This window comes from Chitinophaga oryziterrae (assembly GCF_009758125.1).
Lineage (GTDB): Bacteria > Bacteroidota > Bacteroidia > Chitinophagales > Chitinophagaceae > Chitinophaga > Chitinophaga oryziterrae.
Genome location: NZ_WRXO01000010.1, coordinates 232,947 through 256,907, shown reverse-complemented (window position 1 = coordinate 256,907; position 23,961 = coordinate 232,947). Strand labels below are relative to the sequence as shown.

Below are 23,961 nucleotides of genomic sequence, written 5' to 3'. Positions count from 1 at the left end.
AAAAAAATACATTATAACTTATTTATTACCAGATAGATATAATTGTGGCACTAGCCTTTGGCATAGTCTTTGGAAAGTTCATGTTGTAATCAAAAATTTGTAGGTTATGACTAAGAAGAAGATTATCCTTTCATTTGCTGCCCTTGCGATTTCATTTGGTGCAATGTCTCAGGCTCGTGTAGGTGTTAAAGGTGGATGGAACCTTTCATCAATTTCAGTTAGTAATGATGGCTCCGTTGATAAGGACAAATCGTTATCAGGATTTAATATCGGTGTAATAGCTGATTTACCTCTGGTACCCAGGATTCTGTCATTCCAACCCGGAGTATTTTATACTACTAAAGGCTCAAAACTCGTATCAGGAGATCCAAATAATTCCGCTTCTGTATACAGGAAGTACACAACCACTCCTTCATACATAGAGATCCCTTTAAACTTCGTGGGTAAAATTCCCATTGGCGAAGACACCAGGTTATTTGCTGGTATCGGTCCCTACATCGCGTTTGGTGTAGCCGGTAAGAATAAAGTCATCTCTTCATTAGGTGGTGTAACCACCACTACTGAAACCAATATTAAATGGGATGATGATACCCCGTTTAATTCAGGTGATGCTAACCAGGGTTTTGATAAGTATAAGAGATTTGATTATGGTGGTAACCTGATGGCAGGTGCTGAAATTCACGGATTAATTCTTTCCGCCCAGTATGGACTTGGTTTTGCTAAGATCAACTCTGGTTCAGATAATGGTAGTAATGATAAGAACAAGAATCGCACATTCAGTCTTTCAGCAGGGTTTCTGTTTTAGTATCTGCTCATCCATTTTGTATATAAGCACGAGTAACGCGTAAACAGGCAACGCAGAATATTTTAATTGTATAGCATCCAAACGCCTGTAGGATGCTATGCTTTTTATAAAAAAACTGATATGAAAAAGATATTATTATTTTCCGCGGCTCTTTTAACAGCCGGTATTACATTCGCACAAACTAAAGTAGGTATTATTGCAGGTCCCAACTTTTCAAGCATTACATCAAAAAATACGATTGCAGGTAGTGGTAAGCAAACCAGTGATCTACTTGTGGGATTAAGAGCAGGTGTGATCGCAGATCTGCAACTGGCAGATGAATTCTACATCGGTACCGGATTATTATATGCAGGTAAAGGAGGGAAGAATAAAGATAACAGCGATGTTAAAACAACATTATCTTATCTCCAGATACCTGTTAATTTCCTGTTTAAACCGGAAGTAGGTGCTGGTAAACTTAACCTGGGAGCCGGCCCTTATATTGCTTATGGTATTGGTGGTAAGAACAAAGCAACTATTGGGAATGTTACTGCCGAGTACAAAGCATTTGATGATGAATCAGGAGATCTGAAACTGAAACGTTTTGATGCTGGTATAGGTGTTGTTGCCGGTTATGAATTTAATGCAGGTTTATACCTTGGACTGAATGCAGACCTGGGTCTGGTGAACGCCTATGACAAAACTGATAACGACAGAAGTTTCAAGAACACTTCATTTGGTGTTTCTTTAGGTTATAAGTTCTAAATAGTAACATAATCTTATTACAAAAGGATGGATGACAAATGTTGTCCATCCTTTTGTATTATAGGTATATCCTACCATTTTCCCCAAAAAAAAAATTAATAAAACCGTTTGTTGTTTTTGTACGTTAATTTGGTGCAGAGTCTGTCGTAGCTTGAATTAGAACTAGTATTCTTAAAACTAAAATTTCGGGTTATTTCACTGTTCTTTAACCACTAATGCATGAAAAAATTTCTACTCCTATTCTTATGTATTGTCTTTATGTCTCCTGGAATCTATGCACAGGTTAGTATAGGTATACGCGGAGGCTTTAATTTATCTGCCATGAAGTTTGAATCTGCCTCCGGACAGAAGAGCGGGGGAATAGGAAGTGGCAGTCAGCTAAAAAATTTACAGGCCGACCTTCTGCTGAACATACCAGTGCAGGGGGGGGTATACCTGCAACCAGCATTCCGTTATATTACAAAGGGCACTTTCCTGGAACCAGCGGCATCCCATTCAGATGGGGAATCCGGCAATAGGATCAAGGTGCGGTATATTGAGATGCCGGTAAATCTGTTGTACAAATTCCGTTTCCCCGGGTTCAAGCTATGTGTTGGGGGAGGCCCTTATGTAGCTTATGGATTGGGCGGAAATTATAATACAGATATGATATCCAATGGGAAAGTGGTAAGCCATAGCATGCGTTCCCTGGCATTTGAGGAAGAAGACAATGTAGTTACTCCGGGGATGTACCTGAACCGCTGGGATGCGGGGTTAAATACAACGTTGGGTGTGGAACTTAACAGTATGGTAATGATTGGTGCGAATTATAGCTACGGCATGGTAGATATTGACAATTCTGCTGCTTATAAGGTCAAGAACAGTTATCTGGGGATAAGTATCGGCATATTGCTGAACAGAGAGGATTATTAGGGTAAAGAAAATATATAAGCGGCCATTTTACCCGGATGGCCGCTTTTTTTATGTCCTTATAGGGGTAAGAATAGCTGTTGCCGTCTTATAGATGCATAGACAAAACAAAAAGTGTGACAGTTATTCGGACATGCCACTGCGTTTCCACGTGATGGCATTATTATAAAGGAAAAGGGATCATAGCAATGCCATGATCCCTTTTCCTTTATAATAAAACTTTTGCCTATGATATTGCCTGTATGGCTTTCAATATTACGTTGGGTTTACCTAAGGTGTAATAGTGCAGTACCGGAACGCCGAAGGCTTTCAGTTCTTTTGACTGCTGGATCAGCCATTGAGCGCCCAGTTCTTCTACATCTTTATCTGTCTTACACTTTAAGATCTCGTTAGAGAAATCAGCAGGAATATCTACATGGAATGTCCTTGGCAGAATATTTAACTGTTTGCGGGAAGTGATAGGTTTTAATCCCGGAATGATAGGGACCGTAATACCTGCTTCCCGGCATTTAGCCACAAAGTCGAAGAACTTCTGGTTATCGAAGAACATCTGTGTAACGATGTAATCCGCACCGTTTTCCACTTTACGCTTCAGATACTTCATATCTGTCTGCATATTGGGGGCTTCAAAATGTTTTTCAGGATAACCGGCAACACCAATGCAGAATTTGGTTTTAACACCACCCTGCAGGTCTTCTTCCAGGTAAATTCCATTATTCATATGTACTACCTGTTGCAGCAGTTCATCGGCATACCGGTGTCCATGAGGTTCTGGTTCAAAGGAAGCTTCGTTCTTTGGAGCATCGCCACGTAATACCAGTACATTATCTACACCAAGGAAATTGAGATCGATGAGTGCATTCTCTGTTTCTTCCCGGCTAAAACCGCCGCAGATAAGGTGAGGAACAGCATCTACATTGTAGTGATTCATAACCGCCGCGCAGATAGCAACCGTACCCGGACGTTTACGGATCTCTACTTTATCAAAGGAACCGTCGCTTTTTTTCTTGAACATATGCTCACTTCTGTGGTATGTTACATTAATAAAAGCCGGTTTAAACTCCATTAAAGGGTCCAGATGTTCATATATAGATTCAATACTCTTTCCTTTTAATGGAGGAAGGATTTCAAAAGATATAAGTGTATCTTTTGCCTGTGCAATATGTTCTGTGACTTTCATAGTAAAATAAAAGTGAGCTTAAGTTTGTGCGGAGCAAAAATAGTATATCTCTTAGTATTATCATCTATTTATTAGTGAATAGTCCGTATAATTGTATCCTACATCGCTCTTTTACAGAAAAAATCCATAGCAGAATGGTTGAAACCAGCAGTTATGGACACTTATCCGTTGAAAGCTAAATGAATTGCTTATTTTTGCTAAGTTTAAACATATGGCATTAAAAATACATACAGAAGAGCTGGTTAAACGTTACGGTAGCAGAACCGTGGTGAACAATGTATCTGTAGAAGTTACACAGGGAGAGATTGTAGGATTGCTGGGACCTAATGGTGCAGGAAAGACGACTACCTTTTATATGGTGGTGGGGTTAATTAAGCCGGATGATGGACAGGTGTTCCTCAACGAGGTGAATATAACCAAACTGCCAATGTACAAGAGAGCCAAGATGGGCATCGGTTATTTACCGCAGGAAGCGTCGGTATTCCGTAAGCTGAGTGTAGAGGATAATATTTCTGCGGTGCTTGAAATGACCGACCTTAAAAAGGCAGAGCAAAAGGAAAAGCTGGAAAGCCTGCTGGAAGAGTTTCACCTGACGCACGTGCGTAAAAGTCCGGGAGATGTATTGAGCGGGGGAGAGCGCCGCCGTACGGAAATTGCCCGTGCCCTTGCCGTAGACCCTAAATTTATCCTCCTGGACGAGCCTTTTGCGGGGATTGATCCAATTGCGGTAGAGGATATACAGTCTATCGTTGCCCGACTTAAATATAAGAACATTGGTATCCTGATTACGGACCACAACGTACAGGAAACATTATCCATCACGGACAGAGCATACCTGCTTTTTGAGGGTAAAATACTTAAAGCCGGAACTGCAGAAGAGTTAGCCGAAGATGAACAGGTAAGAAAAGTGTATCTTGGCCAGAATTTCATTTTACGCCGTAAAAATTACCTGGACGAAGCAGCGAAGCCACAATACTAACTACTACGTTCCTAATCCTATTATGAGAATATTAAGTCCTGCAATATCACAACTGGCGCGTTTGCGCATGGGACGCATAGAGTATTTTATGCAGTATCCCCTGCAGGTGCAGCAGCAGGTATTCCAAAACCTTATCAGCGCAGCTCAGTACACAGAGTTTGGCAAGCAGTATAGCTTTTCGCAGATCTATAAGATAGAGGAGTTCAAGCAGCGTGTACCGATACATAATTATGATACACTTAAGCCTTACATCCAGCGTTCGATGGAAGGCCAGCAGAATATTTTGTGGAATACGCCCATCAAATGGTTTGCAAAATCAAGTGGTACTACTGCTGATAAGAGCAAATTCATCCCGGTATCTGTAGAGAGCCTGGATGATTGTCATTACCGTTCTGGTCGTGATGTACTTTCCCTGTATTATAATAACTTCCCTGAATCCCGTTTACTGACCGGGAAGTCGCTCGTAATAGGCGGCAGCCACCAGGTAAATAAACTGGCCCCGGAAAGTGATTCTTATTTTGGAGATCTTAGTGCTGTGATGTTACAGAACATGCCTTTTTATGGTAACATGATACGTACGCCTGATCTTTCTATCGCCCTTATGGACGAATGGGAAGAGAAGATCGAACGTATGGCGAATGCCGTAATACATGAAAATGTAACCTCTATCGCCGGTGTTCCTACCTGGACGCTGGTGCTTATCAAACGTATCTTCGAAATCACCGGAAAAGATAATCTGGCAGATGTATGGCCTAACCTGGAACTGTACATGCATGGTGGTGTGAGCTTCACGCCTTACCGCGAAAGATTCAGGCAACTGATCAACAAGCCGGACATGTTCTACCAGGAAACCTATAACGCTTCTGAAGGCTTCTTTGCCGCTCAGGATGTAATAGGAGAAGAAGGATTATTGTTATTCCTGAATCATGGCATCTTCTACGAGTTCATGCCTATGGAGGAATATGGTAAAGAGAATCCGCAGACATTACAACTGCAGGACGTGGAGATGGGCAGGAACTATGCACTTATCATCAGTACCAACGGAGGGCTGTGGCGTTATCTGGTAGGTGATACCATACAGTTCGTATCTCTGGCGCCTTACCGTGTAAGAGTGAGTGGGCGTACCAAATCATTCATCAATGCTTTTGGTGAAGAACTGATCGTAGAGAACTCTGATATGGCTATTGCAAAAGCGTGTGAGCAGACAGGCGCCGTGGTGAATGATTACACCGCTGCTCCGATTTATTTCAGTGAGAATAAATCGGGTGGGCATGAGTGGTTGCTGGACTTTGATGTGATGCCGGACAATGTGGAACATTTTATAGATGTCCTGGACAGTACCCTTAAATCTATCAACTCCGACTACGAAGCCAAGCGTTATAAGGATATGGCGCTTCGCCGTCCGGTTATACATGTATTGCCTAAGGGAACTTTTACCGAATGGCTAAAAAGTAAAGGCAAACTGGGAGGACAACATAAAGTTCCCCGTTTGAATAACGAAAGGCAGTATGTGGAAGATATTCTGAAATTTGCCGGTGTTACCGGTGTAATCTGATTCGCAAACAAACAACTATCACGCTTATATGAAATTACTGGAGAACAAAGTAGCTATTGTAACAGGAGCCAGCCGGGGTATAGGTGAAGCTATTGCAGAAAAATTTGCAGAACATGGCGCACATGTGGTCTTTACCTATCTCAGTTCAGATGAAAAAGCCAAAGCGCTGGAGCAGAAACTGCAGGCTAAAGGTGTAAAGGCAAAAGCAGTTAAATCCAATGCCGGGATCTATGAAGATTGTGAAGCGTTAGTGAATGATGTGGTAAAGGAATTTGGCGCTGTTGATATCTGTGTAAATAATGCAGGGATATCTAAAGATAATCTCTTGTTGCGCATGAGCCCTGACCAGTGGGACGACGTGATGGACATCAACCTGAAGAGCGTATTTAATATGACCAAACATGTTATACGCCCTATGATGAAAGCAAAGAGTGGATCTATCATTAACATGAGTTCAATTATAGGTATCACCGGTAATGCAGGACAAAGCAGTTATGCTGCTTCTAAAGCAGGTATTATCGGATTTACCAAGTCTATAGCAAAAGAATTAGGTAGCCGTAATATCCGTTGTAATGCGGTGGCGCCTGGTTTCGTAGAAACTGATATGACGAATTACCTGAAAGATGGTGAAGGGGCGAAAGCTTATATAGAGAAGATTCCTTTGGGTCGTTTCGGTACTACTGAGGATATCGCGAATGTATGTCTGTTCCTGGCATCTAACATGGGCGGTTATTTAACTGGTCAGGTGATCAGTGCCTGTGGTGGATTGAATATCTAATCTAAGCGTTTTGTATAAAAAGAGAAGGTCGGTGCATTTGCACCGACCTTCTCTTTTTTAGTATCGTTTGCCGGCTATTGCTACGCGGAACATTTCCATACATTTTCTATCCTGCAGAGTTACAAATACGGTCTTACCGTCTTTACCACCAAAGGTTAAGTTGCTGCACTGTTTACCTGTAAGGGGAATTTCTCTGATCTCTTTACCGGCAGGGGAGAGGACAACGATAGTGCCTTTACCCCAGCGGGCAACATAGAGGTTACCTGCTTTATCACATTTCATCCCATCAAATCCAAAATCAGGATATTCTGCAAAGAGTTTTTTGTTGCTGATGTTCCCGGCTTTATCAACATCATATTTCCAGATTTTGCGCTGAATGCTTTCGTTTACGTAGAAGGTCTTTTCATCCGGACTAAGTTCGATACCATTGGTAGTACCCATATTGCCTTCGAGGAGAACCATCTTTCCTCCTTTATCAATACGCCATAACTGTCCGCCGTTGTTTTTCCAGTCGGGGTCAGAAGCATATACCTGATCACGGCTGTTTACGCAGAGGTCATTAGGCTGGTGAAATTTATCTGAATGTACGTATACACTTACTTTTTTGGTCCTGGGATTTACTTCAAGGACGTTGTGCCCTTTAAAGTCCGGGAGATACATGTTCCCTTTGCTGTTAAACTGGATGCTGTTGCCTATGCTGCTATCAGGAAGGCTCACAAAGATTTCACCGCTGCCGTCTTTGAGGCTGATCTTCCCTATTGTACCATCCCGCAGGAAGTTCACTACATAGAGGTTGCCGGCTTTGTCAAAGTTGGGGCCTTCGATATTCACTGAAAACATTTTCTCTTTGGTAAGGTCCTGTGTTTTGTACAGCTCTGAAGTCTTTACCTGTGCCATAGCTGTGTAGCCTGCGGTTACAGCCAGTAATAAACAGATATGTTGTTTCATGATAAAAATATTGACGTTGAAGTATCAAGTTAAGAAAAGATATGGGGAATCTGTATTTTCGCCCCGCCATGATACATGTTTCTGAATTTAAAGATCTTGAGTTACTATCTATACATAAGGTAGGTAACCCTTCGCAGGAAGAAGCCCTGATATGCTCGCAGGCCCCGCTTGAATTGCAGGATGAAACGATCAGCCAGTTGCTTTTAACTTATTTCATTCAGCCATTTACCAACAGTGCTGAATATTTCCGTTTTTTCCATGAAGCTGATTTACAATTAAATGAAATATTTCAGTATTGCCGTCGTATATTTGAGAATCGGGACAATTTTCATGAGCAGTCAGTCAATATAGCAAAACATCTCTATAAGCATTCCACTCATCCGAAGATAAAAGGGGGAGAACTATACATAGCGTACTTTAGTAAATGCCAGGTAGATGGGGAAGATGTTGAAGCATTGGGGATCTTCAAATCAGAGACCCGGGACACATACCTGAAAGTATTCCTTGCCAATGAGAGCTACCAGGTAAACTACGATGATGGGATCAATATAAACAAGCTGGATAAAGGGTGTCTTGTATACAACACTGAAGAAGAGAATGGGTACAAAGTCAGTGTTATAGACAGCATCAGCAAGCAAAATGAGGCGGTATACTGGAAAGATTCGTTTCTGCAGATTCAACGCAGGGATGACAGTTATCATCAGACAGAGCTTGCGGTGAACATGTGTAAGCAGTTTATACATGATAAATTGCCCAGTGAATATGAGATCAGCAGAGTGGACCAGGTAGACCTGCTCAATAAATCAGCCGCGTATTTTAAGGAAAAGGAGCAGTTTCAGCTGGATGATTTTGCACAGGAAGTATTAGGGAATCCGGAAGCGATTGCTTCATTTAAGGAGTACCGGGATCACTTTCAGCATGAGTCTCAGCAGCAGATCCCTGACGAGTTTGATATTTCCTCACCCGCGGTGAAGAAGCAGCAAAAAGTATTCAAGAGCGTACTGAAGCTGGATAGGAATTTCCATATCTATATCCATGGTGACAGGGAGATGATAGAACGGGGATTTGATGAAGCTACCAACATGTCTTACTATAAATTACTATTCGAGAACGAAACGTAATCGATTAAATTTTTTTTCATAAGCAAAAACCAATTGTTAAACAAAGGCTGTTCTTTCGGACGGCCTTTTTGTTTTTCAGGTGTTTGCATGAAAAAAGAGGCCATCCGATCAGGATGGCCTCTTTTTTATGAATGAGATGTACTATTGTTGTTTTTGCCTTGGTTTAGGCGGGCGGTTATTTCCTCCCTGTCCTTGTGGCCTTGGTCCTTTTGGGTTGTTACCGGGGCCTTGTTGTCCCTGACCCTGTTGCCTTGGGTTTGGATTATTACGCTGTTCCTGTTTAGGCTTTTGTGGTTGTTGCTGTCTGTTTTCCTGCTGCCTTTGTTGTTGTGGCGGGCGGGCATCCGGCTTACCATCAGCTTTTTTACCAGGTTGTTGCGGCTGTTGCTGCTGCGGTTGATCCTGGGATTTTTGTTTGTGCTTTTGTTTTTCCTTGTCCTTATGCTTGCGTTTCTGAGAGGTTTTTTCCAGAGAGCGAAGGCTGATCTGTCCAACTACATCAGCAAAGCCAAGGTCAGTTTCTTTTGGTTTACCGGCAATAACCTCTACCGGTTTCAGGTCTTCGGGTTTAATACCCTGCCTGTTCAGCTGACGTATTTCTTTTACACGGGTAATAGTAAGCGGATATTGCTTATTACTGTCTCCGTAGGAATACCACATCAGGTTTTTAAAGATGTCTCTCTTCTGGAGGGAAGCAACACCATTAGTCGTTTCAATGTTATCTGCATCTTCCGGGAATTCTTTCAGCGCATCCAGGTAAGTATCCAGCTCATAGTTCAGACAGCATTTAAGACGTCCGCACTGGCCGGAAAGTTTGGCCTGGTTGATAGAGAGATTCTGGTAACGTGCAGCAGTAGTATTTACGCTTTTGAAGTCTGTTAACCAGGTGGAACAACAAAGTTCCCTTCCACAGCTTCCGATACCACCTACTTTACCGGCTTCCTGGCGGGCACCTATCTGGCGCATTTCCACCTTTACCCTGAATTCGCCGGCGTATAATTTAATCAGTTCACGGAAATCCACCCTGTCATCGGCGGTGTAGAAGAAAGTAGCTTTACGTCCGTCTGCCTGAATCTCCACTTCTGCAAGTTTCATTTCAAGACCGATACTACGGGCCATTGCTCTGGCTTTGATGAGGGCTTCTTTTTCGCGGGCTTTGTTATCGCCCATGCGGTTAAGGTCTTCATTCGTAGATCGACGCAGCACTTTTTTCACCTCGGGGGTATCTTCTATGCGACGTTTCTTCATCTGTAGTTTTACCAGTTCTCCGGTGAGGGTCACCTGGCCAACATCAAAACCGCTAACTCCTTCTACTGTAACCATTTCTCCCTTGTCGAGAAACTGCTTGGTGACATTGCGGAAAAAATCCTTGCGGCTACCGTTGTTAAAACTTACTTCAATAATATCAAATGGTGCTAAGCTGTCACTTAAGGGAATATTGGCCAACCAGTCAAATACATTAAGCCTGTTGCAGCCTCCAGTACTGCAACCTCCATTGCTTTTGCATCCTGACGGCTTCCCCTCTGCACCTGTACCACATCCGGCACAAGCCATATTAATTAGTTTAAAGTATTAAATGAATATGCTTCCGGTATCTGTCCCGGGCGGCTTTAAAGTACGTCTTTCCCTTTGTAATACAAAAGGGACGTAAGTGACAAAGATAGCGGAAATTGTGCTAAAGTGCGGTGTTGCCGCGGAAATGCGGCTGAGGCGCTTTTACATCATTGGAATGGGCCTCTTTTTAAAGATGTACTGTAGCTTGATAGAGAGCGCATGGAACAATAATTTAGCGTTGGCATTGCGCTCAACATAGTAACAGGCGCTGTCTAACTCCTGCATGATCAGCTCCATCTGTTGCAGGTTGGCCAGTTTTTGCAGTTTTGTAGCAAAGTCTGTTTCCTCTTCAGAAAATGCCAGCTGGCTCTTATCAATATATTTAAGGCGAAGGGTGTGTTCCAGCAGGTTGATGAAATAACGGAGAAACTGTTTCTGGTTTTCACGCCCCATTTTAGCGACGGTGTCTACCCATTCCTGCAGGGCAGGGCGGTTATTCGTGAAGATATAGTTGAGCCAGTTGCGTAAAAGCTCATGGTAATCATCGTCTGAGTTCTGTAACAGGTACAATGCCTCCCGGTAGTTACCCGCAGCAATCGTTGCCGCCTGCCGGGCTTTGGCAGGTGGTATCTGGGCGCGTGAGATCAACGCCTCTACCATTACTTCTTTTGGTAAGGGGTTTACCTTTATCAGATGTGTACGGGAGAGGATGGTGGCCAGGATCTGTTCCTGGTTCTCTGCTATTAATAAGAAAAGGGTATTAGCTGGTGGCTCTTCTATCAGCTTTAATAATCTGTTCCCTTCGTTCCCCAGATACTCGGGCATCCACATTAGTAAGATCTTATACTGGCTTTCAAAGCTCTTGAGGCTGAGCTTGTGAATGATGTCCTGGCATTCTGTAGCCGTGATATTCCCCTGTTTGTTTTCTGCCCCGATAAACTGTAGCCAGTCGTAAGCATTCCCATAAGGCTGGGCTACAATAAACTCCCTCCATTCAGCAGCATAGTCGGTACTTACAGGTTTATCTCCTGGTTTACGGGGAATTACCGGATAAGAGAAGTGAATGTCCGGATGGATGTATTTAGCCGCTTTTACGCAGGCCTGGCATTTGCCACAGGCATCATCCGCCTGTTTATCTTCGCATACAAGGTATTGTGCAAAGGCTAATCCCAACGGAAGGCCGCCGGTCCCTTCCGGAGCCAGCAACACAATTGCGTGGCTCATGCGGTTCTGCACTACTGATTTGATCAGTTGTTCCTTAATATCCTCCTGGCCTATGATGTTGGAAAAAAGCATAGGTGCAAATTAACGGAGAAAAGGAGAAATGAAAAAAGCAATTACAGGATACTCCCGTAATTGCTTTTAAATCTGGTATTTTAAGTAATTAGTATTTCTTTTCTATCGCAGCTATTACCTCAGGAGCGAAAGGTTGTGTTTTGGGGGCAAACACAGCAACCAGGTTACCTTTTTCATCCAGGAGATATTTCTGGAAGTTCCAGGTTACTTCCTCTGGTTGAAAATGTTTTGCTTTACTTTCTTCCAGCAACCATTTATATATAGGATGGATATCTGATCCTTTTACAGAAATCTTTGCTGCCATTGGGAAGGTAACTGCATATTTCTTTGTGCAGAACTCCTGGATCTCTTTGTTAGTGCCTGGTTCCTGTGAGCCAAAGTTATTAGCCGGGAAACCGATGATCACCAGTTTGCCTTCATATTTTTTGTAGAGTTTTTCCAGTTCAGCATACTGTGGCGTATTCCCGCACATGGAAGCCGTATTTACGATCAGGATCTTTTTGCCTTTATAATCAGCGAAGTTGATCTTGCCGCCATCAACAGCATCTACTTTAAAATCATAAATAGCACCTGCTTTCATGAATATCAGCATTGAAATGAGCAATGTTTTTAACATATGGATAAATTTTATCGTGGTTTGTAAAGGTGAATGTGTTGTTATTAAAATTAAGTAAATAAATGAATAGAAGATGTTAAGAGTGATTAGCGTAAGCAAGGCAACATATACTCACATTTACTTTTTCCTGTAATAAGACCTGGCAGCAGGCTTCTGTTGTAGCCCCGGTGGTGATTACATCATCCACCAACAGTACATGTTGATTCCTGATAACGTGAGCCTGCTGCAGTGAGAATGCTTCTTCTACATTTTCCCATCTCAGTATCCTGTTCTTGTTTGTTTGGGATGAGCGGTAGCTTTCCCTGGTAAGCACATGGGAAATCACCGGTTTTTTTATGACGGCAGCAATGCCGGCAGCCAGTAATGCAGCCTGGTTATAGCCACGGTGGCGTTCCCTTGCTTTGCTAAGTGGCACGGGTATGATACAGTTGATTTCGTGTAACCATTTGCTTTGCAAAAGCATGTACCCGGTTTGCCTTCCCAGTTGCAGCGCAACATCCCTGCGGTTGTGATATTTGAACTGGTAGATAAGCGATTGCAAAAGGGATGCTTTCCTATAGTAATAGGCCGCCATTGCATGAGAGATATCTGCCCTTCCGCGGAAGATTTTAGCCACCGGATTGGCGGGGTAATGCTGATAGCCGGTGCGGGGTAATTTCTCCTGGCAGGTAAGACAAAGTATTTCTTCGGAAGATGTAAGATCTGTACCGCAACCCTCACAAGCATGCGGATAGAATAAGTGCAGTAAAGAAGACAGCAGGCTTCTCATTTCAACAATGGATTGATTAACCTGCTGAAAGTACGAATTAAAATAATCCTTTGTACACTTCATCTACCCTGCCTACCGCTATCACTTCAATATTGAACTTACTGAAGTCTACGCCTTTCTTATTATATCGACTGATGAATATTTTTTCGAAGCCCAGTTTCTCTGCTTCTGCTATGCGTTGTTCTATACGGTTCACTGCACGGATCTCTCCACTTAATCCTACTTCACCTGCAAAGCAGATGTTACTCCCAATAGCAATGTCTTCGTAAGAGGATAGTAAGGCGCATAATACGGAGAGATCTATAGAGGGGTCTTCCACCCTGATACCACCTGCAATGTTGAGGAATACATCTTTCATGCCGAAGTGGAATCCGCCGCGTTTTTCCAGTACGGCAAGCAGCAGTTGTAACCGGCGCAGGTCGAAGCCGGTAACGGTACGTTGCGGAGTACCGTAAACGGATTGTGTAACGAGGGCCTGCACTTCTACGAGCATAGGGCGCATGCCTTCCATCGTGGAAGCAATCGCCACGCCACTGAGCATGTCTTCACGCTGGGAGATCAGGATCTCGGAAGGATTGGTTACCTGCCGCAGTCCCTGCCCGGTCATTTCATAGATGCCCAACTCTGCGGTGGAGCCAAAGCGGTTCTTGATGGTACGTAATATGCGGTAGGCATAGTGCTGATCGCCTTCGAACTGCAGCACAGTATCTACCATGTGTTCCAGTATTTTAGGACCCGCAATGGAGCCGTCTTTAGTGATATGTCCGATGAGGAAAACGGGGGTATGACTTTCTTTAGCAAAGCGTTGCATCTCTGCTGCTGTTTCTCTTATTTGTGATACGCTGCCGGGAGCAGACTCAATGAGTGGTGATTGCAATGTTTGTATTGAATCGATGATCACTAATTGCGGACGGAGTTTTTTTATTTCCTGGAAAATGGTTTGCGTAGAGGTTTCTGTAAGCAGAAAGAAATTATCATTTTTTATCTGTAATCTATCTGCGCGCATTTTAATCTGTTGCGCACTTTCTTCACCACTGATATAGAGTGTTGTTATATCTTTCAGCATCAGCGCGTTCTGCAGAAAGAGCGTGCTCTTACCTATACCTGGTTCGCCGCCAACCAGTACCAGTGAGCCCGGGACGATGCCTCCGCCTAATACACGATTCAGTTCTCCATCAGGCGTTAATAATCTTTCTTCTTCAATACCGCTTACGTCAGAGAGGTTAACAATATTATTGGAACGGGTATTTTCTTTTTCTTCCTGCCAGCTGATATTACGTAATGGAATATCCTTTTGCACTTTCTCTTCAACAAAAGTATTCCATTGTCCGCAGCTTGGACATTTGCCTGTCCACTTAGCTGATTCGTATCCGCAATGCTGACAAAAAAAAGCGGTTTTTATTTTCATGACGCGAAGTTAAGTTTTTCACTATAAGCAATTCGTTGTAAGAAGTTGGTGAAAAAAGTAATTGTGATTGAAAAAAATGCGTGGATCTGTTGCAAAAATGTGGGAGAAGGAAAATGAGTAAAAAAGAAAAGAGCCAACAGAATTTTCTGCTGACTCTTTCTACTTACTAACCCATTAAATTCAGGTCTAAATTACTAAATGGCTACAGAATAAAAAAGTTTATTTAATAGATGTTAATAACTTTTGATGGGTGGTAGGGGTATGACAGATCGGCTCCCATAGCATGTTTCAGGGCAGAAAAGCATTTAATAATACGTTCAATTAAAGTTCGTAAAAGGTTGATAAATAGGAATGATGAAGCCTAGATTTATATATGAAAAATCTCTAATAGTGACATAATTTATATCTGTCAGAAAGGCCGGAAACAAGGGTTGTAATTTTCTTTTAAGGACATATTGGCAGTGTTAATTTTCAGGTTGGCAGAGAAAAAAGGGGCGTTTCTTAAGGAAATCACAAATGATTGGAAGGAGGGGGGATTGGATGTTTATTTGATGTTACTACCTGTAGATTTGTAGTTAATAAACCTTTATTCGATAATTATGACACCTGGAATTATGATCGTATCGCTGATATTTATAGGTATCAGCATGCTGGTTAGTTTGCGGTTGAAGGGTAAATTCAGGGAATACAGCCTGGTTCCGACCTCGTCTGGTCTTACCGGTAAGCAAGTTGCCGAGAAGATGCTGAAGGAGAACGGGATTTACGATGTGCAGGTGGTTTCCGTGGATGGGTTCCTATCCGACCACTATGATCCGGCCAATAAAACAGTGAATCTCAGTCCTGATGTATATAGTGGGGCCAATGTGGCTGCCGCAGCAGTTGCCGCGCATGAGTGCGGTCATGCCGTGCAGCATGCCCGGGCATATCCCTGGTTATCAATGCGTTCTAAATTGGTGCCGGCGGTTCAGTTTAGTTCTAACCTGGTGCAATGGGTATTGCTGGGCGGTATCCTGCTGATCAATGTATTTCCGACACTGTTGTTGGGCGGGATTATCCTGTTTGCAGTAACAACGGTATTTGCCCTGATTACGCTGCCTGTAGAGTTTGATGCTTCCCGCAGGGCGCTGGCCTGGCTGGACAGTACGAACCTGATGAAGCGGGAGGAGCATGACAAGGCCAAGGATGCTTTGTGGTGGGCAGCCATGACTTACGTGGTAGCAGCGCTGGCATCTGTGGTTACCTTGTTTCAATATATATTAATATATATGGGTGGTTCCCGGCACCGCGATTAGGATATTTATCAGATCAGGGCCGGAGGCAGTTATGCTTCCGGCTTTTGCATATAGTATATAATAAATGTGTTAAGCCTTATTTATCAGTATGAAAATAGTATACTTTAAATAGTGGGGATGTGTGTTAATAACTAATCGTCAAAATATTTATTGATAATCAATCTGTTGTGAGGGTGCTTGTAAAAAAGTCTCCAAAATTCATTGTTATTCAAAGTAAGAAAGTTAGCTTTGCCCTCCCAAATTGTTTGGGATAGTTTGTAAGACGTATAAATTTTATTATATACTATAATGAATACTTTAAGCTTTAAGACTAAATCGGCCAACGACGCAACCGTAACGCGTGACTGGCACATTGTAGACGCTACCAACCTGACATTGGGCAGGATGAGCGCTAAGATTGCGTCCATTTTAAGAGGTAAGAACAAACCTTACTACACACCTCATACTGACTGTGGTGATTTTATTATCGTTATCAACGCTGAAAAAGTGCAGTTAACGGGTAATAAGTGGCATGACAAGGAATATCTTACATATTCCGGTTATCCAGGTGGCCAGAAAGCAGAAACTGCTAAGGAGCTGATCAACCGCAGACCAGAAGTAGTAATAGAAAGGGCTGTAAAGGGTATGTTGCCTAAGAATCGCCTGGGACGTGCTATGTACAAAAAATTATTTGTATATGCCGGTGCTGAACATCCGCACACAGCGCAGAAACCTAAATCCTTAACTTTCTAATTCTTCTCTGATACATGGAAAAGCAAAAAAATACCATTGGTCGTCGTAAGGAAGCTGTTGCCCGTATCTATATCAGCAAGGGTACTGGTAACGTTATCATCAACGACAAGGACTATAAAACATACTTCTCGTTAGTTTACCTGCAGAACCAGGTTGAACTTCCGTTGAAAACAGTAGACGTACTGGATAAATTTGATATAAAGGTTAATGCTGCCGGTGGTGGTATCAAAGGTCAGGCAGAAGCCGTGAAACTGGGTATTGCGCGTGCATTGTGCGAGGTGAACATTGAGTTCCGTCCTGCATTGAAAGCGGCTGGTTTGCTGAAACGTGATCCTAGAGGCGTTGAGCGTAAGAAACCAGGTAAACGTAAGGCAAGAAGAAGCTTCCAGTTCTCTAAACGCTAGTTGTGGTGAATGCGTAAGGCTAAGCGCTGATCGCAGATTATTAACATTGATCCTTTATAACAGATTACAATAACATGGAAAATAATACCTCATTACAGCAGCAATTACTGGAGGCAGGTGTACACTTCGGTCACCTGAAGAAAAAGTGGAATCCTAAGATGCTGCCTTATATTTTCGCAGAAAAGAAAGGTATTCACATCATTGATCTTAACAAAACAGTTGAAGGTTTACAGGAAGCCGCAGCTGCCCTGAAATCTATCGCGAAGAGTGGTAAGAAGATCATGTTCGTGGCCACGAAGAAACAGGCTAAAGAAATCGTAGCAGAAGCTGCAAAACGTGTGAACATGCCTTATGTTACCGAAAGGTGGTTAGGTGGTATGTTAACCAACTTCGCTACTATCCGTAAGAGTGTTAAGAAAATGCAGAGCATTGAAAAGATGCTGACTGACGGAACATTCGATAGCATTACTAAGAAAGAACGTCTGACATTAACGCGCGATAAGGAAAAAATGGAGAAAGTATTGGGCGGTATCGCTCAGCTGGCTCGTGTTCCTGCCGCATTATTCCTGGTGGATATCAGCCATGAGCACATTGCACTGGCAGAAGCCCGTCGTCTGGGTGTTTCTACCTTCGGTATGGTAGATACTAACTCAGATCCTACCAAAGTTGACTTTGCAGTTCCTGCAAATGATGACGCCACTAAATCAATAGCAATCATCACCAACTATATTGCTGCAGCAATTGCAGAAGGTTTGGCTGAAAGAGCTAGCGAAAAAACTGACGACGTTATAGAAGAGGAAGAAGCAGACAACCAGGCACTGAAATTTGAGCTGGAAGGTGGTGATGATCGTGGAGAGAGAGGTCGTAAACCAGGTGGTCCTGGTCGTGGTGGTCCTGGCGGCGCTGGTCGTGGTCCTGGTGGACCTGGTCGTGGTCCCGGTGGCGGCAGCGGCGGCGGTGGTAACAGGCCCGGTGGCGGCGGCGGTAACAGACCTGGTGGTCCTGGCCGTGGTCCCGGTGGTGGCGGTACAAGACCCGGTGGCGGTGGTGCAGGCGGACAACGTCGCCCAGCTGGTTCCGGTGGTGGTCCAAGACCTGGTGGCGGAAGATAATTCTGATTAATCTAGAAATAATCAATTGCGAGTCGTGGACATCTTTGATCCGTGATTCGCAATTGATCATTAGAATGGATAAACAATAAAACCTCATTCATTTAAACTCATTATAATTTATGGCAGCAACAATTACAGCCGCTGATGTGAACAAACTGCGTCAGCAAACCGGAGCAGGTATGATGGATTGCAGAAAAGCACTGGTTGAAAGTGATGGTGATTTCGAAAAAGCAGTGGATTACCTGCGTAAGAAAGGACAGAAAGTAGCAGCGCTGCGTTCCGACCGTGAAACTAAAGAAGGTGTGATCATTGCTAAAACTGCGGCAGATGGTAAATCTGGTGTTGTAGTAGCATTAGGTTGTGAAACTGACTTCGTGGCTAAGAACGAAGACTTCATCAAATTTGCTCAGGCTATAGTTGATCTCGCTATCAGCACAGGTGTTAACACAGTTGAAGAACTGGGTGCCGCTTCCCTGGATGGAGCAACCGTTGCAGATAAAGTGAATGATCAGGTAGCTAAGATCGGTGAAAAGATCACCCTGGCTAAGTTTGAAAAAATCACTGCTGCTTCCGTTACTTCTTATATCCACGGTACTTACCGCATGGGTGTACTGGTTGGTTTCTCCCAGCCTGTATCTGAAGAAGTAGGTAAAGACGTAGCTATGCAGATCGCAGCGATGAACCCGATTGCAGTTGATGCAGACGGCGTACCAGCTGAACTGATTGCCCGTGAAAGAGATATCGCAATTGACCAGATCAAGGCTGAAGGCAAACCAGCTGAAATGGCGGAAAAGATTGCACAAGGCAAGATTAACAAGTTCTATAAGGATAATACCCTGTTACAGCAGGCTTTTGTTAAGGATAACAATAAGTCTGTAGCTGATTACCTGAAATCTGTTAGCGCAGATCTGAAGGTAACAGGTTTTACCAGGATCGCATTAGGGTAATTCACTTACCTGTAAGAAAAGGAGAGACATTTAGTTCTCTCCTTTTTTTTGTGCCTATACGGAGCGGCTTGTATTAAGCACGAAGCGTTCGGCATTTTTTGTATCTTCGGGCCCAGTAATCTATTCTCTAACTACAATCTCAATATCATTTTTCAATAATCATGTTGCCAAAGTATAAACGTATTTTACTCAAACTGAGTGGGGAATCCCTGATGGGAGATGGTAATTATGGTATCGATCACAAAGTGATCTCGCAGTATGCATACGATATCAAAGCTGCAACAGACCTGGGTGTTCAGGTAGCCATCGTAATTGGTGGCGGGAACATTTACCGGGGAATGAATGAAGCAGAAACCGGTATTGAAAGAGCACAGGGAGATTACATGGGGATGCTTGCAACGGTAATCAACGGTATGGCTATGCAAAGCGGGTTGGAAAAGGCTGGGTTGTATACCCGTCTGCAATCTGCTATCAAAATGGAGCAGATCGCTGAACCTTATATCCGTCGCCGTGCCATCCGTCACCTGGAGAAAGGCCGTGTGGTAATATTCGGAGCCGGTACCGGTAACCCGTATTTCACTACAGACACCGCCGCTTCTCTGCGTGCCATAGAAATACAGGCAGATGTGATTCTGAAAGGAACCCGTGTAGACGGTATTTATACGGCAGATCCTGAAAAGGACCCTACCGCTACCCGTTATGAAACGATCTCTTTCTCCGAAGTATACCAGAAGTCTTTAAACGTAATGGACATGACAGCGTTTACGCTTTGTCAGGAGAATAAACTGCCTATCATCGTGTTCGATATGAACAGAGTAGGTAACCTGTTACAGGTGATCATGGGTAAAAATGTGGGTACGTTAGTAACCGGCTGAACTTTACGTTAAATCATTGATATAAAAAAAGCGGAATACTTTGTATTCCGCTTTTTTTATGCCTATTTCAATAACGATTTGATGTCCTTAAAAGGGATGAACAATGTGACCTGTCCGAGTGCATAAGGGCCTATCTCGTATGGTGTATAGCTGAATGCAACGCCTTTGTCTGTGAGATAAAAGTTGTCATTAGGTTTGATATCTTTCTGCAACAACATGCTCTCTATCGAATCATCTTCCTGCATCTTAAAAGCCTTACGGAACGACTTTGCCAGTTCCGGGACCAGCGCTGTTTTATATTCCGGTTTGAAAATATCTTCTGGTTTGAGGATCTTCTTTTTTTCCAGATCAAGTACCTGGTACCAGGCTCCGTAATTACCATGTGCCCCTCCCGTATATTCGTAATTGAAATATTCAACAGACAGGATCGGGTAGTGATTCCAGACTACTTTCATATCGGCATCTGCAGACCAGTTAGCGGTAGCCGGAATGCCGTCCGTTGTATCCATGTCTGCTGCACCTGTTTTATAGGTAAGGAGGAAGGAATCGATATCTCTTTTTATAAACTGCCTTACGTTATTGACCTGTTTACCGTCTGCAAAGCTTCTCCTTATAAAGTCTGCCAAAGGTTCTTCCGTTGATGCCGTTGGCCATAAGATGCAGTTACTGGCCTCACCTGTCGGTGTAGCCGGATTGTTTGGCAGCAACTTTACGGAATCGGCTGCATAATACACATCCAGCCCTATAGCGTCGTCAAAATCGGGCTTTAAGGTAAATGGATGGGACGTTTTATTGCCCCGCCAAATGCCCTTAAAAGTGCCAGTGCTATCAAGCTGCCCTGTAAAGAACCTTTCATCATCCCGGTCCGTGTTTTCATTCAGCACAATGTATCCGTTGTTATTAAGACTTCCCCATATTGTTATAGGTTCTCCTATTCCGTCGTAGGTATAAAACCCCTTGTACATCCAGGGCCCGGATTTTAGCAGGTCCATTGTTACTGCCTGGTCACCGAGTTTACCTTTTAGGTGTACATAGTAATAAGGCGTGGTGGTAAAGTTTGGTAACGTTACTGAGTTATGATGTTTGGTTTGCCTGCCACAGGACATAAAGACGCAACAGGTAATAGCAAAAAGGATAGTTCTCATGTTATAAAAGTACTAAATATTAATATTTGAATATGATGATAATCATGTTACAGGGCGTCGAATATCATATTCAGGAAGGGGGGACATGCCGGCAGAATTGCATTGCATCTACTATCTTTGCGGAACAGAAAATTATAGGCCCATGTTGAATAAACAAGTTGCAGACCTGCGTAAAGATTACCGCCTGGCCTCCCTGGATGAGCATGATGTTGCTCCGGAACCACTAGAACAGTTTGATCGCTGGTGGAAACAAGCTACCACCAGTGAAGTGGATGAACCCAATGCCATGACGCTGGCAACCAGTACTCCGGATGGATATCCGTCTGCGCGTATTGTGCTGCTGAAGAGTTTTGATGCAGATGGTTTTGTGTTTTTTACCAATTACGAAAGCCGTAAGGGGCAGGAAATGGCAGCTAACCCGAATGTATCGTTGTTGTTCTTCTGGCGTGAGCTGGAAAGACAGGTGCGTATAGACGGTGTAGTTAGTAAGGTATCTGCTGAGATGAGTAATGAATATTATAACAGCCGGCCGGCCGGTAGCCGATTGAGTGCGATCGTTTCTCCTCAGAGTAAAGTAGTTCCACACAGAAATTTCCTGGAAGAACAGGTGCAGATACTGGCGGAGAAATATGTGTTGGTAGAACCGGAGCGTCCTGCGTATTGGGGTGGTTATGTTGTAAAGCCCGTGAAGATGGAGTTCTGGCAGGGACGTAGTAATCGCCTGCATGATCGTTTATTGTACAGTCGGGAAGGGAATAGCTGGAAGATTGAGCGTCTCGCTCCCTGATAATAATTACGAATGATCAATTACTGGTCATCAGTAATTGATCATTCAAAATGTTTTAAGCTTGCTTTGCAGCAGCGGCAGCTTTCTTTTCAGCGGCAGCCTTAGCTGGTTTGGCAGGTCTTGACTTGCCGAAAGAACCACTGAAAATCTTACCTTTTTTGGTTTTGATATCACCTCTACCCATTGTTAATAGTTTTGTTGACGTTTAATACTATAGGGACGTAAGTCCGCTAATTTCACGCAAATTACGCTAATTCGCTTAATTCATACTACTCTCCGCCTGTATACGGGCAAAAAAAAAGCAAGAAACAGAAGTGTTCCTTGCTTGAATAAGTTAAGCTAACAGACTAAAGCTTGTCGGACAGAGCCTTACCAGCTTTGAATTTAGCAACTTTCTTAGCCTTGATCTTGATGATCTGACCAGTCTGTGGGTTTCTACCGTTACGTGCAGCACGTTTAGAAACAGAGAAAGTTCCAAAACCTACTAAAGTTACTTTTCCACCTTTCTTCAAGGTATCAGCAACAGCTTTAGTAAAAGAATCCAGGGCTTCATTAGCCTGGGTTTTAGTGATCGCGGCGTCTTTTGCCAGCTTGTCGATTAATTCGGCTTTGTTCATAGCTAGTAAGATTTAACTAGTTAATTAAAATGTTTGATGTGAGCAAATATAGCGCGTTTTATCAGATTACCAAATTTTTTGAATTATTTTTAAACAAAAAACTATCGGCTGAAAACGCCTACAGGTAACGGTTCCAGAAGATTCACCATTGTCATGGTAACGTAGGGTATTACCCTGTCGCATTCTGAAATCGGCCACTATAGAGTGTTTGCCATGGTAATTATAATAAACGCTGTATGTATCCAAGTATTGTACCAAAGTCTAAACCCCTTATAAACAGTGGATTTCCTGTGGATAAGTTTAGGTAGTTATACTACCTGCATCACAGTTCTGAATGATACAAACTGGCTTCCGAAGAGCAGATACGACGTTTGATTTAGCGCCGGAGCATGCTCTGAGAGGTAAGTCTGGTAGTTTTCCAGTGTATCAGTAAAGTACTGTATTGAGTAGGTTGGACCATCCTGATCATCCTGTTCCAGCAATCTGCAGATGCGGAAATCGTGGAAAAGGCCAGTCGCCATTATCATGGGGATATGCTCCTGTTTCATCCACCGGAGCCATTCTTCGTTGATATTGTTGGTTACTTTAGTAGTTACGTTATAGATAATCATGGTTGACTTAATTGCAGAAAAACGGGGCAGTGATCGGAATGTTTAACATCCTGCCATATCTGTGCATGCAGCAGACGTGGTTGTAAAGGAGCTGTAACATTGATGTAATCTATGCGCCATCCCTTATTATTAGCCCTTGCGTTTGCACGAAAGCTCCACCAGCTGTATTGATGCGGTTCCGGATGAAACTGCCGGAAAGTATCTACAAATCCATTATTAAACAGTTTATCCATCCAGGCTCTTTCTTCAGGAAGGAAACCTGTAGAATTTTTATTACCAACAGGATCGTGGATATCAATGGGTTTATGACAGATGTTGTAATCGCCACATACAATTATATTAGGCTTTGTTTTCCTCAACTCTTCCAGGTAGCCGTAGAACTCGTCGAGCCACTGGTATTTGTAGGTCTGACGTTCGTCTCCGCTGGTACCTGAAGGAATATAAGTATTGATAAGGGTAACATCTCCGAAGTCTACACGGATGACACGGCCTTCTGCATCGCTCTGCATGTACCCGTTTCCATACTGGACGTTGGTAGGTTTGATTTTAGTCAGCACGGCAACGCCGCTATAGCCTTTCTTTTGCGCCGGATACCAGTAGTGTTCGTAACCAAGTTCGTCGAACTGCTGATGATCTACATTGTCTTTATGGGCTTTTATCTCCTGCAGGCAGATGATATCAGCAGGGTCTGTACGCAACCAATCGGTAAAACCTTTGGTCATTGCGGAACGCAGGCCATTTACGTTATAGGAAACAATTCTCATGATCAGTATTAAA

General features: G+C 43.2%; 26 protein-coding genes. 14 read left to right on the top strand and 12 right to left on the bottom strand.

The features are described 5' to 3' along the window. The first annotated feature begins 106 nt into the window (after nt 1-106). The 3 genes from GO495_RS26915 (at nt 107) to GO495_RS26905 (ending at nt 2,461) form a co-directional block, all read left to right on the top strand. Nucleotides 107-805, top strand: coding sequence for a porin family protein (locus GO495_RS26915; protein WP_157303044.1), 699 nt, complete (start codon nt 107-109; stop codon nt 803-805). A 120-nt stretch (nt 806-925) separates the two neighbouring features. Then, nucleotides 926-1,549 (top strand): porin family protein, encoded by a 624-nt coding sequence (locus tag GO495_RS26910; protein ID WP_157303043.1) that lies wholly within the window; start codon nt 926-928, stop codon nt 1,547-1,549. Between the two features lie 258 nt (nt 1,550-1,807). Then, a complete protein-coding gene (locus tag GO495_RS26905; RefSeq protein WP_170302731.1) occupies nt 1,808-2,461 on the top strand; it encodes an outer membrane beta-barrel protein in 654 nt (217 codons plus the stop codon). Between the two features lie 223 nt (nt 2,462-2,684). On the opposite strand, the gene metF is transcribed toward GO495_RS26905, so the two are convergent. Further along, nucleotides 2,685-3,638, bottom strand: a complete 954-nt coding sequence (metF, locus tag GO495_RS26900; RefSeq protein WP_157303041.1) for a methylenetetrahydrofolate reductase [NAD(P)H] — start codon at nt 3,636-3,638, stop codon at nt 2,685-2,687. Nucleotides 3,639-3,849: 211 nt separating this feature from the next. On the opposite strand from metF, the gene lptB reads away from it, so the two are divergent. The 3 genes from lptB to fabG are packed head-to-tail and all read left to right on the top strand — an operon-like array spanning nt 3,850 to nt 6,950. Further along, nucleotides 3,850-4,617, top strand: coding sequence for an LPS export ABC transporter ATP-binding protein (gene lptB, locus GO495_RS26895; protein ID WP_157303040.1), 768 nt, complete (start codon nt 3,850-3,852; stop codon nt 4,615-4,617). A gap of 22 nt (nt 4,618-4,639) precedes the next feature. Then, complete coding sequence (locus GO495_RS26890) at nt 4,640-6,172, top strand: GH3 auxin-responsive promoter family protein (RefSeq protein ID WP_157303039.1); 1,533 nt, start codon at nt 4,640-4,642, stop codon at nt 6,170-6,172. Between the two features lie 28 nt (nt 6,173-6,200). Beyond that, nucleotides 6,201-6,950: a 3-oxoacyl-[acyl-carrier-protein] reductase gene (fabG, locus tag GO495_RS26885; RefSeq protein ID WP_157303038.1), complete on the top strand. Its 750-nt coding sequence runs from the start codon at nt 6,201-6,203 to the stop codon at nt 6,948-6,950. A 57-nt stretch (nt 6,951-7,007) separates the two neighbouring features. On the opposite strand, the gene GO495_RS26880 is transcribed toward fabG, so the two are convergent. Next, nucleotides 7,008-7,898 carry an SMP-30/gluconolactonase/LRE family protein gene (locus tag GO495_RS26880; RefSeq protein WP_157303037.1) on the bottom strand — a complete coding sequence of 297 codons (891 nt, stop codon included), beginning with the start codon at nt 7,896-7,898 and terminating at the stop codon, nt 7,008-7,010. A 41-nt stretch (nt 7,899-7,939) separates the two neighbouring features. On the opposite strand from GO495_RS26880, the gene GO495_RS26875 reads away from it, so the two are divergent. After that, nucleotides 7,940-9,019, top strand: coding sequence for a nucleoid-associated protein (locus GO495_RS26875; RefSeq protein ID WP_240915342.1), 1,080 nt, complete (start codon nt 7,940-7,942; stop codon nt 9,017-9,019). Nucleotides 9,020-9,160: 141 nt separating this feature from the next. Here GO495_RS26875 and GO495_RS26870 read toward each other — a convergent pair whose 3' ends face one another. The 5 genes from GO495_RS26870 to radA form a co-directional block, all read right to left on the bottom strand. Further along, nucleotides 9,161-10,573, bottom strand: coding sequence for a PSP1 domain-containing protein (locus GO495_RS26870; RefSeq protein ID WP_157303035.1), 1,413 nt, complete (start codon nt 10,571-10,573; stop codon nt 9,161-9,163). 162 nt (nt 10,574-10,735) lie between these two features. Then, nucleotides 10,736-11,869 (bottom strand): DNA polymerase III subunit, encoded by a 1,134-nt coding sequence (locus tag GO495_RS26865; protein WP_157303034.1) that lies wholly within the window; start codon nt 11,867-11,869, stop codon nt 10,736-10,738. An 88-nt stretch (nt 11,870-11,957) separates the two neighbouring features. Continuing rightward, nucleotides 11,958-12,485, bottom strand: a complete 528-nt coding sequence (locus tag GO495_RS26860; RefSeq protein WP_157303033.1) for a glutathione peroxidase — start codon at nt 12,483-12,485, stop codon at nt 11,958-11,960. 76 nt (nt 12,486-12,561) lie between these two features. Continuing rightward, nucleotides 12,562-13,254, bottom strand: coding sequence for a ComF family protein (locus GO495_RS26855; RefSeq protein WP_157303032.1), 693 nt, complete (start codon nt 13,252-13,254; stop codon nt 12,562-12,564). 37 nt (nt 13,255-13,291) lie between these two features. Next, a complete protein-coding gene (gene radA, locus GO495_RS26850; protein WP_157303031.1) occupies nt 13,292-14,662 on the bottom strand; it encodes a DNA repair protein RadA in 1,371 nt (456 codons plus the stop codon). 599 nt (nt 14,663-15,261) lie between these two features. Between radA and GO495_RS26845 the strand changes: the two genes are divergently transcribed. The 6 genes from GO495_RS26845 (at nt 15,262) to pyrH (ending at nt 20,024) form a co-directional block, all read left to right on the top strand. Beyond that, nucleotides 15,262-15,954 carry a zinc metallopeptidase gene (locus tag GO495_RS26845; protein WP_157303030.1) on the top strand — a complete coding sequence of 231 codons (693 nt, stop codon included), beginning with the start codon at nt 15,262-15,264 and terminating at the stop codon, nt 15,952-15,954. A gap of 288 nt (nt 15,955-16,242) precedes the next feature. Beyond that, nucleotides 16,243-16,686, top strand: a complete 444-nt coding sequence (gene rplM, locus GO495_RS26840) for a 50S ribosomal protein L13 (RefSeq protein ID WP_157303029.1) — start codon at nt 16,243-16,245, stop codon at nt 16,684-16,686. A 14-nt stretch (nt 16,687-16,700) separates the two neighbouring features. Beyond that, a complete protein-coding gene (gene rpsI, locus GO495_RS26835; RefSeq protein ID WP_089781816.1) occupies nt 16,701-17,090 on the top strand; it encodes a 30S ribosomal protein S9 in 390 nt (129 codons plus the stop codon). A 74-nt stretch (nt 17,091-17,164) separates the two neighbouring features. Next, complete coding sequence (gene rpsB / locus GO495_RS26830) at nt 17,165-18,202, top strand: 30S ribosomal protein S2 (protein ID WP_157303028.1); 1,038 nt, start codon at nt 17,165-17,167, stop codon at nt 18,200-18,202. 119 nt (nt 18,203-18,321) lie between these two features. Then, a complete protein-coding gene (gene tsf / locus GO495_RS26825; protein WP_157303027.1) occupies nt 18,322-19,149 on the top strand; it encodes a translation elongation factor Ts in 828 nt (275 codons plus the stop codon). Between the two features lie 161 nt (nt 19,150-19,310). Then, the gene (gene pyrH / locus GO495_RS26820; RefSeq protein ID WP_089781821.1) at nt 19,311-20,024 is read left to right on the top strand and encodes a UMP kinase; all 714 of its coding nucleotides are present in this window, start codon (nt 19,311-19,313) and stop codon (nt 20,022-20,024) included. Nucleotides 20,025-20,086: 62 nt separating this feature from the next. On the opposite strand, the gene GO495_RS26815 is transcribed toward pyrH, so the two are convergent. Further along, on the bottom strand, nt 20,087-21,169 hold the full coding sequence (locus GO495_RS26815) for a DUF3298 and DUF4163 domain-containing protein (protein ID WP_157303026.1): 1,083 nt from the start codon (nt 21,167-21,169) through the stop codon (nt 20,087-20,089). A gap of 142 nt (nt 21,170-21,311) precedes the next feature. On the opposite strand from GO495_RS26815, the gene pdxH reads away from it, so the two are divergent. Further along, nucleotides 21,312-21,956: a pyridoxamine 5'-phosphate oxidase gene (gene pdxH, locus GO495_RS26810; protein WP_205691331.1), complete on the top strand. Its 645-nt coding sequence runs from the start codon at nt 21,312-21,314 to the stop codon at nt 21,954-21,956. A 55-nt stretch (nt 21,957-22,011) separates the two neighbouring features. Here the strand turns inward: pdxH and GO495_RS26805 are convergent, their stop codons facing one another. The 4 genes from GO495_RS26805 to GO495_RS26790 form a co-directional block, all read right to left on the bottom strand. Further along, nucleotides 22,012-22,140 (bottom strand): 30S ribosomal protein THX, encoded by a 129-nt coding sequence (locus tag GO495_RS26805; protein WP_089781824.1) that lies wholly within the window; start codon nt 22,138-22,140, stop codon nt 22,012-22,014. A 163-nt stretch (nt 22,141-22,303) separates the two neighbouring features. After that, on the bottom strand, nt 22,304-22,573 hold the full coding sequence (locus GO495_RS26800) for an HU family DNA-binding protein (protein WP_029465307.1): 270 nt from the start codon (nt 22,571-22,573) through the stop codon (nt 22,304-22,306). A gap of 308 nt (nt 22,574-22,881) precedes the next feature. After that, entirely contained in the window at nt 22,882-23,184 is a 303-nt protein-coding gene (locus tag GO495_RS26795; RefSeq protein WP_157303025.1) for a DUF4286 family protein, read from the bottom strand. Next, nucleotides 23,181-23,948 (bottom strand): exodeoxyribonuclease III, encoded by a 768-nt coding sequence (locus GO495_RS26790; protein ID WP_157303024.1) that lies wholly within the window; start codon nt 23,946-23,948, stop codon nt 23,181-23,183. Before GO495_RS26790 ends, GO495_RS26795 begins: the two co-directional genes overlap by 4 nt. Nucleotides 23,949-23,961: the final 13 nt, after the last annotated feature.

Coding starts and splice junctions, on each gene's coding strand:
- GO495_RS26915 (WP_157303044.1), top strand. CDS start 107: ATGACTAAGAAGAAGATTATCCTTTCATTTGCTGCCCTTGCGATTTCA.
- GO495_RS26910 (WP_157303043.1), top strand. CDS start 926: ATGAAAAAGATATTATTATTTTCCGCGGCTCTTTTAACAGCCGGTATT.
- GO495_RS26905 (WP_170302731.1), top strand. CDS start 1,808: ATGTCTCCTGGAATCTATGCACAGGTTAGTATAGGTATACGCGGAGGC.
- metF (WP_157303041.1), bottom strand. CDS start 3,638: ATGAAAGTCACAGAACATATTGCACAGGCAAAAGATACACTTATATCT.
- lptB (WP_157303040.1), top strand. CDS start 3,850: ATGGCATTAAAAATACATACAGAAGAGCTGGTTAAACGTTACGGTAGC.
- GO495_RS26890 (WP_157303039.1), top strand. CDS start 4,640: ATGAGAATATTAAGTCCTGCAATATCACAACTGGCGCGTTTGCGCATG.
- fabG (WP_157303038.1), top strand. CDS start 6,201: ATGAAATTACTGGAGAACAAAGTAGCTATTGTAACAGGAGCCAGCCGG.
- GO495_RS26880 (WP_157303037.1), bottom strand. CDS start 7,898: ATGAAACAACATATCTGTTTATTACTGGCTGTAACCGCAGGCTACACA.
- GO495_RS26875 (WP_240915342.1), top strand. CDS start 7,940: ATGGGGAATCTGTATTTTCGCCCCGCCATGATACATGTTTCTGAATTT.
- GO495_RS26870 (WP_157303035.1), bottom strand. CDS start 10,573: ATGGCTTGTGCCGGATGTGGTACAGGTGCAGAGGGGAAGCCGTCAGGA.
- GO495_RS26865 (WP_157303034.1), bottom strand. CDS start 11,869: ATGCTTTTTTCCAACATCATAGGCCAGGAGGATATTAAGGAACAACTG.
- GO495_RS26860 (WP_157303033.1), bottom strand. CDS start 12,485: ATGTTAAAAACATTGCTCATTTCAATGCTGATATTCATGAAAGCAGGT.
- GO495_RS26855 (WP_157303032.1), bottom strand. CDS start 13,254: ATGAGAAGCCTGCTGTCTTCTTTACTGCACTTATTCTATCCGCATGCT.
- radA (WP_157303031.1), bottom strand. CDS start 14,662: ATGAAAATAAAAACCGCTTTTTTTTGTCAGCATTGCGGATACGAATCA.
- GO495_RS26845 (WP_157303030.1), top strand. CDS start 15,262: ATGACACCTGGAATTATGATCGTATCGCTGATATTTATAGGTATCAGC.
- rplM (WP_157303029.1), top strand. CDS start 16,243: ATGAATACTTTAAGCTTTAAGACTAAATCGGCCAACGACGCAACCGTA.
- rpsI (WP_089781816.1), top strand. CDS start 16,701: ATGGAAAAGCAAAAAAATACCATTGGTCGTCGTAAGGAAGCTGTTGCC.
- rpsB (WP_157303028.1), top strand. CDS start 17,165: ATGGAAAATAATACCTCATTACAGCAGCAATTACTGGAGGCAGGTGTA.
- tsf (WP_157303027.1), top strand. CDS start 18,322: ATGGCAGCAACAATTACAGCCGCTGATGTGAACAAACTGCGTCAGCAA.
- pyrH (WP_089781821.1), top strand. CDS start 19,311: ATGTTGCCAAAGTATAAACGTATTTTACTCAAACTGAGTGGGGAATCC.
- GO495_RS26815 (WP_157303026.1), bottom strand. CDS start 21,169: ATGAGAACTATCCTTTTTGCTATTACCTGTTGCGTCTTTATGTCCTGT.
- pdxH (WP_205691331.1), top strand. CDS start 21,312: ATGTTGAATAAACAAGTTGCAGACCTGCGTAAAGATTACCGCCTGGCC.
- GO495_RS26805 (WP_089781824.1), bottom strand. CDS start 22,140: ATGGGTAGAGGTGATATCAAAACCAAAAAAGGTAAGATTTTCAGTGGT.
- GO495_RS26800 (WP_029465307.1), bottom strand. CDS start 22,573: ATGAACAAAGCCGAATTAATCGACAAGCTGGCAAAAGACGCCGCGATC.
- GO495_RS26795 (WP_157303025.1), bottom strand. CDS start 23,184: ATGATTATCTATAACGTAACTACTAAAGTAACCAACAATATCAACGAA.
- GO495_RS26790 (WP_157303024.1), bottom strand. CDS start 23,948: ATGAGAATTGTTTCCTATAACGTAAATGGCCTGCGTTCCGCAATGACC.